Annotated in this window: 10 protein-coding genes and 3 pseudogenes; 4 read left to right on the top strand and 9 right to left on the bottom strand. The window is 48.8% G+C overall.

The features are described 5' to 3' along the window. The 3 genes and pseudogenes from BGK49_RS03965 to BGK49_RS29010 all read left to right on the top strand — a co-directional run. The coding region (locus BGK49_RS03965) for an integrase core domain-containing protein (RefSeq protein WP_032232706.1) at positions 1-340 on the top strand (340 nt) is incomplete at its 5' end. A 39-nt stretch (positions 341-379) separates the two neighbouring features. Then, positions 380-691, top strand: a pseudogene (locus tag BGK49_RS25290) (ATP-binding protein); the annotation flags it as partial. 90 nt (positions 692-781) lie between these two features. After that, positions 782-1,147 carry a EutP/PduV family microcompartment system protein gene (locus BGK49_RS29010; RefSeq protein ID WP_001280458.1) on the top strand — a complete coding sequence of 122 codons (366 nt, stop codon included), beginning with the start codon at positions 782-784 and terminating at the stop codon, positions 1,145-1,147. A gap of 100 nt (positions 1,148-1,247) precedes the next feature. Here BGK49_RS29010 and BGK49_RS03950 read toward each other — a convergent pair whose 3' ends face one another. The 4 genes and pseudogenes from BGK49_RS03950 to dacD all read right to left on the bottom strand — a co-directional run bounded on the left by BGK49_RS03950 (position 1,248) and on the right by dacD (position 4,762). Continuing rightward, positions 1,248-1,577 (bottom strand): DUF496 family protein, encoded by a 330-nt coding sequence (locus BGK49_RS03950; protein WP_000450409.1) that lies wholly within the window; start codon positions 1,575-1,577, stop codon positions 1,248-1,250. 171 nt (positions 1,578-1,748) lie between these two features. After that, positions 1,749-2,807, bottom strand: coding sequence for an FUSC family protein (locus BGK49_RS03945; protein ID WP_001200876.1), 1,059 nt, complete (start codon positions 2,805-2,807; stop codon positions 1,749-1,751). 197 nt (positions 2,808-3,004) lie between these two features. Next, positions 3,005-3,478 (bottom strand): DNA gyrase inhibitor SbmC, encoded by a 474-nt coding sequence (sbmC, locus tag BGK49_RS03940; protein ID WP_001105385.1) that lies wholly within the window; start codon positions 3,476-3,478, stop codon positions 3,005-3,007. Positions 3,479-3,595: 117 nt separating this feature from the next. Next, positions 3,596-4,762: pseudogene (gene dacD, locus BGK49_RS03935) on the bottom strand (serine-type D-Ala-D-Ala carboxypeptidase DacD). A gap of 208 nt (positions 4,763-4,970) precedes the next feature. Here dacD and sbcB point away from each other — a divergent pair. Beyond that, positions 4,971-6,398, top strand: coding sequence for an exodeoxyribonuclease I (sbcB, locus tag BGK49_RS03930; RefSeq protein ID WP_000980542.1), 1,428 nt, complete (start codon positions 4,971-4,973; stop codon positions 6,396-6,398). A 42-nt stretch (positions 6,399-6,440) separates the two neighbouring features. Here sbcB and tsuB read toward each other — a convergent pair whose 3' ends face one another. The 5 genes and pseudogenes from tsuB to BGK49_RS25285 form a co-directional block, all read right to left on the bottom strand. Beyond that, on the bottom strand, positions 6,441-6,668 hold the full coding sequence (gene tsuB / locus BGK49_RS03925) for a thiosulfate utilization sulfurtransferase TsuB/YeeD (protein ID WP_000985273.1): 228 nt from the start codon (positions 6,666-6,668) through the stop codon (positions 6,441-6,443). A gap of 13 nt (positions 6,669-6,681) precedes the next feature. Beyond that, complete coding sequence (tsuA, locus tag BGK49_RS03920; RefSeq protein WP_069375693.1) at positions 6,682-7,740, bottom strand: thiosulfate utilization transporter TsuA/YeeE; 1,059 nt, start codon at positions 7,738-7,740, stop codon at positions 6,682-6,684. A 178-nt stretch (positions 7,741-7,918) separates the two neighbouring features. Beyond that, positions 7,919-9,277: a putrescine/proton symporter PlaP gene (gene plaP, locus BGK49_RS03915; RefSeq protein WP_000019197.1), complete on the bottom strand. Its 1,359-nt coding sequence runs from the start codon at positions 9,275-9,277 to the stop codon at positions 7,919-7,921. Then, positions 9,267-9,329, bottom strand: coding sequence for a membrane protein YoeI (yoeI, locus tag BGK49_RS29005; protein WP_010723108.1), 63 nt, complete (start codon positions 9,327-9,329; stop codon positions 9,267-9,269). Before yoeI ends, plaP begins: the two co-directional genes overlap by 11 nt. 214 nt (positions 9,330-9,543) lie before the next feature. Beyond that, positions 9,544-9,696: pseudogene (locus BGK49_RS25285) on the bottom strand (LysR family transcriptional regulator); the annotation flags it as partial. Positions 9,697-9,808 lie beyond the last annotated feature (112 nt).

The following is a 9,808-nucleotide window of genomic DNA, read 5'->3' as shown; positions in this document are numbered from 1 at the left end:
CCGTCGACCGTCCGGCACGGTCCATCACAGTGATAAAGGTTCTCAGTATGTATCGCTGGCCTACACACAGCGGCTTAAGGAAGCCGGATTACTGGCATCAACAGGAAGTACAGGCGACTCGTATGACAACGCGATGGCGGAGAGCATCAATGGTCTTTACAAAGCGGAGGTAATACACCGTAAGAGCTGGAAAAACCGTGCAGAAGTGGAACTGGCCACACTCACGTGGGTGGACTGGTATAATAATCGACGATTGCTGGAAAGGCTGGGCCATACTCCTCCGGCAGAAGCAGAAAAAGCTTATTATGCTTCCATCGGAAACGATGATCTGGCAGCCTGAGTTCACAGATAAAACACTCTCCAGGAAACCCGGGGCGGTTCACTTCAGCGTGGAGTAATGGCCCCCCGCCTGCTCATCATTGATGAAATAGGCTATCTGCCGTTCAGTCAGGAAGAAGCAAAACTGTTCTTCCAGGTCATCGCTAAACGTTACGAAAAGAGCGCAATGATCCTGACATCCAATCTGCCGTTCGGGCAGTGGGATCAAACGTTCGCCGGTGATGCAGCACTGACCTCAGCGATGCTGGACCGTATCTTACACCACTCACATGTCGTTCAAATCAAAGGAGAAAGCTATCGACTCAGACAGAAACGAAAGGCCGGGGTTATAGCTGAAGCTAATCCTGAGTAAAACGGTGGATCAATATTGGGCCGTTGGTGGAGATATAAGTGGATCACTTTTCATCCGTCGTTGACACTTGGCAAACAGGGGCAACCATGTATGTCAGATATTACAATCTCACTTCCGAAAGAAGTCAACGGGTACGTTATCTGTTCAACCAGAATCCGACACATTCTGGCTATACGAAAGAGCATACTTATGCAAATCTATATGCTTTTCCGGCAACAAGCAGTAATCTCAGCGCTGAGGCAGGAATTAGAGGTAAAAACGCCCTACCGGGCCATGAATCACCCGGTCATTGGATTAGTAACCAAAGCAGATTTAGCCAGCATGGAACACATATCTTTGGTGAAATGTTGGTTACGGGAAGCAGGAGCGCACAACGTGTTAGTAACCAGTGCGGTTAATAACAATGGAGTTACAGAACTTTTTTCCTTGCTGCATACAGAAGATGTCTGTCGCTAATTTCGATAGGTTCTCAGATGAGAATGATGACGGTGATACACAGATAAGAATCAATGAGCAATGAGGGTTGCCGGGCAACCCTCATTGAATAAAACAGGAATTACTTCGCTTCGCCGTTTTTCATTTCGCCCATAGCTTTCAGCTTTTTGGAGATATCGCGGCGTTCTTTGGAGAGCTCGGCATTTTTGATGATGTAATCGTCAACACGATCTTCATAGTCACCTTTCATGCTGGCGATGATGCCCTGGATTGCTTCAACGCTCATCCCCGGCTTGATGTAATCGCTCAGGTTGTCCAGCAGCAGGACGCGCTTCTGGTTGTCACGGATCTTTTTCTCAACGTCCTGAATTTCACGTTGCAGTTTGTTCTTACGACGGAACAGACGAACAAATTCCAGTACGTCCTGGAATGAAGGCTTGGTAGTTTCCATTTGTATACCCCTGATAATGTGAGAGTCGGATTCGTTTTAGCAACCGCTATTCGTTAGGGCCAACATTACTCATAGCTGCCGCAGATGACAATGCTTTTATCCCTTTTCACTATCATACCCTTTATCCTTGCTGAATCGAAGCAGCAGCAAGATGATTCTGAAGTTCAGGAATTATTTGCGCAAGGCCCGGCAAATCAGATTCGATAGCAACTCAAGCTGATGTGCCGTTTCCATGTTCAGCCACACATAACCATAGATTGGTGTTTCCACTACCTTCAGGTCATGGTGGTTATTGAGCAACTGACGCAGCTCTTCCACAGCATCGTTCAATTTTTCCGTATTGGCAAAAACCGGCTGCGGATTACCTTCGTACAGCGCATGAACAAGGCTCAGCAGTATTTGCTGCATCATGTGCTGGGTATCACGAAGTTTTTGCGCGTTCAATAACACGAAATGGCTGGGGCGCGTGGCCCAGTACGCATTGATTTGCAACTCCAGCATACAAACCAGATTGCGGTTAATGGTCTGGATACCTTCATATATCGATTTTGGAATACGGGTTTCTTTGCTGGCGGGCGCAATCAGCCCACGCATTTTCACGGCATCGGTCAGGAGTTTTTGTAGATGGCTTTCCAGACGTGGGCGTTCGAGTAAGTTCGGTGAGAATGCAGATTGATAAACCCGATTATACTCGGTCAGACTTTTCGCCAGTTGAATGCGCCAGTGGATGAACGCCCGTTGTGGCCAGATACCGGTAAACAACATTGCCAGTAAAGAGCCGAAGATCACATCGCCGCTTCGCCATAACGCCGTATCAATTTCACCTGTCGGGGAACCCACAACAATTGCCAGCGTCACCCCAATCAATAATCCTTGATACGGTTTCTTGCCCAGCGCCAGCCAACCGCAAAGAAACATAGCCGCCGCGCACCAGACTAACATCAGCGGTAACGAAATTAACTCCAGTTGCAGAGCGATAAGACCTAAAATCGAACCCAACACCGTACCGCCAATACGTTCGAAGGCGCGAGGGACAACGTTACCCCAGAACGAGATTGGCCCCATAATCACCACCATGGTGACCAGCGGCCAGGTGCTTTCCGGGATAGTAAACAGGCGGATAATGAGAAAAGTGAGCAGGAATGCCAGCGCGACCCGAGTACCATGCACAATGCGGTAATGGCGGTATACCCGGATTTCAAACGGGCTTAATGACTTATCGGCACGCACGCAGAAACTCCGTAATGAAGATTAAAAGCGCTCATAACTCATCTGTCGGCCAGAAGGCCCGCCTCTGAATTATCCGACGGACAAACCGGGAACAGTGTAATTTCCCGGCAGGAGCGAAAAAATTGAAAGGCGCATCTTACTCTTTTCGCTTTCAAAAAAAGAGTGGTCATCGCGTTAACACACCGCCCTGAGATGAATTAGTGATGTTTTGGCTGCACCGCAACATACATTTCGATATCCCAGTACCCATCTTCCGCGCCATTGTTCAAATAAACCTCGAAGCAGGGCTTTGGTAACATTTCATAAGCACTGTCCTGCAAGAGGCTATTAAAGAACTGATACCAGGGTTTAGCAAAATCATCACCGACTACACGAGCCACCGCAACCGCATACTGACCACCTGAAATTTCTGTCAGAATGACGCCCTCACTGTTTTCGGGGAGCGTAAAGTTATTCGGCACCGTCACGACGGTGTCGCAGCGTAATTTTTCGGCGGGTGTTTCATCTGGATTGTCGTAAAAGACAGCAACCCACTCCTTCGGCACAATATTTTTGCTATCTACCCACATCATCAACTGCTCAAAGCCTTTCTTTACCGTCTGTTCCCACGGGCCAACGAGATGGAAACCTGCAACGGTACGTTTATCTTCCTGCTTAATCTCGTAGTTCATGACGCTCCATCAACACTGTTTTTATATACAGTATAATTGCGATATTAAAACCACAAGGAATGAGTGTTGATTATGCGAGCAGACTCGCACTCCTGCCAGTCTGCTGCAAAAGAAAGGTCAGGCCTTATGGTGGAAATAATCACTCAGGCGAGAAAACATGCTGCCTTCCCCGACAGATTCCAGGGTAACCAGCGGCCAGTGCGCCACCTGTTTATCACGGTCGTAAAGTTCAATTTCCCCTACCCGCTGATGGGCGCTAATTGGCGCGGTGAGCTCTTTACCATCAAGGGTATATTTGGCTTTGATATGTGGAATTTCGGCTTTCGGTAGCACCATCCAGAACTCTTGTTCCGTTCCCAGGTCGATATTTTCTTTATCGCCATACCAGATGCGTTCCGTACCGACCTTTTTCCCACGGTGCAAAATTTGCACCGTAGTAAAGTTTTGTTGCCCCCAACGCAGTAATTTTCTTGCCTCTTCCTCACGACCTTTTGCACTGTCAGCCCCCATTACCACTGCAATGAGACGACGCTGCCCATCGACAGCCGAAGCAATGAGATTAAACCCGGCACCAGAAGTATGACCCGTTTTCAGGCCGTCAACATTCATGGTTTTATCCCACAATAACCCGTTACGGTTTTGCTGGGTGATACCGTTCCAGGTGAGACTTTTCTCACTGTACATATGATAAAACTCGGGCTCGCCGTGGATGATAGCGCGAGAAAGCACAGCTAAATCATAAGCCGAGCTATGCTGACCTGGTGCATCCAGACCATGCACTGTTTCAAAATGCGTATCCTTGAGATGCAGCTTCTCGGCATAGTTGTTCATCATTTCAACAAACTGCCGTTGCCCACCGGCAATATAGTCAGCCAGTGCAACACAAGCGTCATTTCCGGAATCCACAATTAAACCACGGCTTAAATCACGTACCGATACGCGATCGCCCTCTTTCAAAAACATCAGTGAAGAACCGACAAACACTGGATTATCTTTCGCCCACGCATCGCGCCCCACGGTGACAATATCGTCTGGCGTAATGCGATGACTATCGATAGTGCGATCCACGACATAGCCCGTCATCAGCTTTGTCAGGCTGGCGGGATTGCGCTGTTGATGCTCATTACCCGCGGTGAGGATCTGACCGGTGGTGTAATCCATCAGTACCTAGGAGCCGGCATGAATCTCTGGAGGCTGAGGTGAAAAAGGAATGTTTTCCGCCGCAAAACCAGACGATAAGTTAAAAATGAACAAAGAAGCAGCAATAATAAGACGGCGTTTCAACAGCAAACCCTCAGGAGTTTCAAATAGCTGTTCTTTTTACGGAAATACTTATGAACTGGCTGGAATAAAGTGCAAGAAAATGTGACTACCCTCTCATTTTTATCTGACATGATCTGTTGTCACTCGCTGTCAAATTGTCGCGCTAAAGCTGATTAGCACGGTGATATTTGATACTCTGGCAGACAGCAGAAATAACGGATTTAACCTAATGATGAATGACGGTAAGCAACAATCTACCTTTTTGTTTCACGATTACGAAACCTTTGGCACGCACCCCGCGTTAGATCGCCCTGCACAGTTCGCAGCCATTCGCACCGATGACGAATTCAATGTCATCGGCGAACCCGAAGTCTTTTACTGCAAGCCCGCGGATGACTATTTACCCCAGCCTGGAGCCGTATTAATTACCGGTATTACCCCGCAGGAAGCACGGGCGAAAGGAGAAAACGAAGCCGCGTTTGCCGCCCGTATTCACTCGCTTTTTACCGTACCGAAGACCTGTATTCTGGGCTACAACAATGTGCGTTTCGACGACGAAGTCACACGCAACGTTTTTTATCGTAATTTCTACGATCCTTACGCCTGGAGCTGGCAGCATGATAACTCGCGCTGGGATTTACTGGATGTTATGCGTGCCTGTTATGCCCTGCGCCCGGAAGGAATAAATTGGCCTGAAAATGATGACGGTCTACCAAGCTTTCGCCTTGAGCATTTAACCAAAGCGAATGGTATTGAACATAGCAACGCCCACGATGCGATGGCTGATGTGTACGCCACTATTGCGATGGCAAAACTGGTAAAAACGCGTCAGCCACGCCTGTTTGATTATCTCTTTACCCATCGTAATAAACACAAACTAATGGCGTTGATTGATGTTCCTCAGATGAACCCCCTGGTTCACGTTTCCGGAATGTTTGGGGCATGGCGCGGCAATACAAGCTGGGTGGCACCGCTGGCGTGGCATCCTGAAAATCGCAATGCCGTAATTATGGTGGATTTGGCAGGAGACATTTCGCCATTACTGGAGCTGGATAGCGACACATTGCGCGAGCGTTTATATACCGCAAAAGCCGATCTTGGCGATAACGCCGCCGTTCCGGTTAAGCTGGTACATATCAATAAATGTCCGGTACTGGCCCAGGCGAATACGCTACGCCCGGAAGATGCCGACCGACTGGGAATTAATCGTCAGCATTGCCTCGATAACCTAAAAATTCTGCGTGAAAATCCGCAAGTGCGTGAAAAAGTGGTAGCGATATTCGTGGAAGCCGAACCGTTTACACCTTCAGATAATGTGGATGCACAGCTTTATAACGGCTTTTTCAGTGACGCCGATCGTGCAGCAATGAAAATTGTGCTGGAAACCGAGCCGCGTAATTTACCGGCACTGGATATCACTTTTGTTGATAAACGAATTGAAAAGCTGTTGTTCAATTATCGGGCGCGCAACTTCCCGGGGACGCTGGATTATGCCGAGCAGCAACGCTGGCTGGAGCACCGCCGCCAGGTCTTCACGCCAGAGTTTTTACAAGGCTATGCAGAAGAGATTCAGATGCTGGCGCAGCAGTATGCCGACGATAAAGAAAAAGTGGCGCTGTTAAAAGCGCTTTGGCAGTACGCGGAAGAGATTGTCTAATGTGAAGCCTCCGCCGCTGGTACGGCGGAGGACAATTTTGAGTCAGGCTTTTTGAACGGTGATGCTCCACGCTGCATCGCCAATCTGCTGATAATCGGTGATGGCATGTCCTTCTTCTGCCGCCCACTGTGGGATTGCTTCAGTTGCCTGGGTGCAATCAAACTCAATTACCAACTCATCGCCGCTGGCCATTTCTGCCAGTGCTGCTTTTGCTTCTATGAGTGGAAACGGACAGACCTGCGTCACCACATCCAGCTTTTTAATCGCCATCTTTACACCTTACTTAATTTGCCGCAGCAGTTGCCAGTCGTGCCTTACGCTGCGGTCGAACATACACAAGCCAGGACGCAGTCCAGACTCCGAGAATCATAAATACAAGGCCAATCCAGCCCTGCCAGGTCATCATTGCAGTCATGACCAGTCCATTACCGATAGAGCAACCACCTGCAATGCTGGCACCGAAGCCCATCAGTACACCACCTAACCCGCTACGTAATGTTGTTTGTGCATCAGCAGCGCGAACGCGGAACTCACGGCTCGCTTTGGCTGCAATAAATGCCCCCACGAAGATCCCTAACACCAGGAAAACGCCCCAGTTAATGTATTTCACGTCACCCGCGACCAGAAATTGCAGAATATTGGCCGTTGGGGGAGTGATTCCTAACCCAAACATGCGTCCGGTTGCTTCACTCAGGGGCCAGGCTAAAAGCGCAATCAAACCGATGAGTACAGCAGTGACAAAGGGATGCCAGCGTTTTTCAAACAGAATATGAGCGATCCCGGTTCGGCGCGGCGGTAAGGTCGCGACTTTGAGTTTTGGCTTCTTCAACTCTTTCATCACCACCCAGAGCGTTATCACCAGCAAAACGGCAACCAACGGCCACACAGACAAATTAAAAGTATCAGCAATAGAGTTATGTTCAGTAGTGTAGTGCTGCAAGGTTTGATTTAAACCACTGGCGTGTGGAGAACGCATCACCGCACTCATCACCATATAAGTGAAAAGCGCGATCCAACTGCCGATCAATCCCTCACCCGCGCGATACCAGGTCCCGGTGGCACATCCACCCGCCAGAACAATTCCCAGCCCGAAAAGATACCCACCTATAACAGTACCAAGCCACGGGAACGCCCCGGCTTCGTAAGTCAGTAGGCCCGCCTGAATTAACGCAAAAACCCCCACGCTTTGTACCGAAATTGCAATCAGCAAGGCGTAAAACATGCGATTATTTTTCGCGATATACATATCGCGAAAACCACCTGTCAGGCAAAAACGCCCACGCTGCATGACAAATCCCAGCAGAGCACCACAAATTAGCCCGCTTAATATCATTGAAAACATAAATTAATTAACCAGATGAATGTTAATGGGGAAATTATTCATGACTGGTGGAATGCAGACCAATAACCAAATTCTCTAAATTAGAACAAATGGTTATTAATGAGGATTTCGATAAAAAAGAATAAAAAAACCGGAGCCAAATGTTCATTCGACTCCGGTTTATTATTAGAAAAGATGATTATGCTACGTCTTCGTACTGCGGAACCGGATTACGGAAACTCTTGGTTACGCAAGCCAGGTAAATCAGACCGATAGCAGCCCAGATCAGACCCAGAACCATTGAGCTTTCTTCCAGGTTAACCCACAGCGCACCAACGGTCAGCGCACCACACATCGGCAGGAACAGATACTGGAAGTGATCTTTCAGCGTCTTGTTACGCTTCTCACGGATCCAGAACTGCGAAATAACCGACAGGTTAACGAAGGTGAACGCCACCAGCGCACCAAAGTTAATCAGCGCCGTAGCCATTACCAGGTCGAAGTTGATTGCCAGCAAGGCAATCGCGCCAACCAGGATGATGTTCATTGCCGGAGTACGCCATTTCGGGTGTACATAACCGAAGAAGCTTTTAGGGAACACACCGTCACGCCCCATTACGTACATCAGACGCGCTACGCCTGCATGCGCCGCCATACCGGACGCCAGTACGGTAATGGTGGAGAAGATCAGCGCGCCAACCTGGAACGCTTTACCCGCAACGTACAGCATGATTTCAGGCTGTGACGCATCCGGATCTTTAAAGCGAGAGATATCCGGGAAGTACAGCTGCAGGAAGTAAGTTGCAAAGATGAAGATCATGCCGCCAATCAGCGCGGTCAGGAAAATCGCACGCGGGATCACGCGCTCTGCATCTTTGGTTTCTTCCGACAGGTTGCTGATGCCGTCAAAGCCGGTAAAGGAGAAGCACAGGATTGTCGCCCCGGTAATCATCGGGATAACATGCGCATCGCCAGACCAGAACGGACGAGTGCTCGCCAGCGTACCCGCGCCTTCACCTTCAAATACGCCATAAACAACCATGCCCAGAATCACCGCGATCAGCACTACCTGCAACACGACGATTACAGTGTTGAAGTTCGCTACGGATTTCAGACTACGCAGGTTAAAGGCGGTCATAAAGGCCACCAGCGCCACCACAAACATCCACGATGGGATGGAAGGCACCAGAGCTTCAAAATAGATTTTCGCCAGCAGAATGTTGATCATCGGCGCGAACAGATAGTCGAGCAGAGAAGACCACCCCACCATAAAGCCGACAGTCGGGCTAATGGATTTCTGGGCGTAAGTGTATGCAGAGCCAGCAGAAGGATAGCGGCGAACCAGCTTCCCGTAGCTCAGAGCCGTAAACAGGATCGCAATTAATGCGAACGCATAGGCTGTCGGCACATGACCATCCGTGAGGCCTGAAACGATACCAAATGTATCAAACAGCGTCATCGGCTGCATATAGGCAAGACCCATCATTACAACCGGAACTAACGTAAGCGTTTTACGCAATTCCACGCGAGAGGTGTTTGGAGTAACGTTATGCGACATGGTCATTCTCCTTTACGGTGATAACCGTCGCGTAAGCAAAAAATTGCCCCATTTTTTTGGATTCCTCAGCGACAACAACTGTCGATTTTTAGTAAATATCTATCCGGTACGAAGCCCGGCCTCTTGGTATGAATGATTGGTTTGAAGCAAAAAATAACCGACGCTAATTAAACGTCGGTTTTTAGTCATTTTTTGACAGCGGCGCATTGTGCCTAAATGGGGGGGAAATGACAAGAGAATGAGAGGCTTGTCATAATAATTTTTCTTTAAATGGCTGATTTTCCGTCATCAGATTTTGCATAAACACCGGCGATCGCACTATTTGCTAAAATTTCGTCCCGCCACCAACCACTGGCAAGCCCCGCGGTCTGTTCATTCCAGCCAATCCAGACGGGTTCAAAGAGGGTTTGGGCGGTAATGCTGCCAACTTACTGGATTTGCCCCTATATTTCCAGACATCTGTTATCACTTAACCCATTACAAGCCCGCTGCCGCAGATATTCCCGTGGCGAGCGATAACCCAGCGCACTA

Source organism: Shigella sp. FC1544, assembly GCF_001722145.1.
In the GTDB taxonomy this organism is placed as follows: Bacteria; Pseudomonadota; Gammaproteobacteria; order Enterobacterales; family Enterobacteriaceae; genus Escherichia; species Escherichia coli.
Note: the sequence above shows the minus strand (reverse complement) of the source record. Positions and strands in the feature narration are given on the sequence as shown.

Bases quoted from the DNA above. Each gene is read 5' to 3' on its own strand.
- BGK49_RS29010 (WP_001280458.1), top strand. From the start codon at position 782: ATGTCAGATATTACAATCTCACTTCCGAAAGAAGTCAACGGGTACGTT.
- BGK49_RS03950 (WP_000450409.1), bottom strand. From the start codon at position 1,577: ATGGAAACTACCAAGCCTTCATTCCAGGACGTACTGGAATTTGTTCGT.
- sbmC (WP_001105385.1), bottom strand. From the start codon at position 3,478: ATGAACTACGAGATTAAGCAGGAAGATAAACGTACCGTTGCAGGTTTC.
- sbcB (WP_000980542.1), top strand. From the start codon at position 4,971: ATGATGAATGACGGTAAGCAACAATCTACCTTTTTGTTTCACGATTAC.
- tsuB (WP_000985273.1), bottom strand. From the start codon at position 6,668: ATGGCGATTAAAAAGCTGGATGTGGTGACGCAGGTCTGTCCGTTTCCA.
- tsuA (WP_069375693.1), bottom strand. From the start codon at position 7,740: ATGTTTTCAATGATATTAAGCGGGCTAATTTGTGGTGCTCTGCTGGGA.
- plaP (WP_000019197.1), bottom strand. From the start codon at position 9,277: ATGTCGCATAACGTTACTCCAAACACCTCTCGCGTGGAATTGCGTAAA.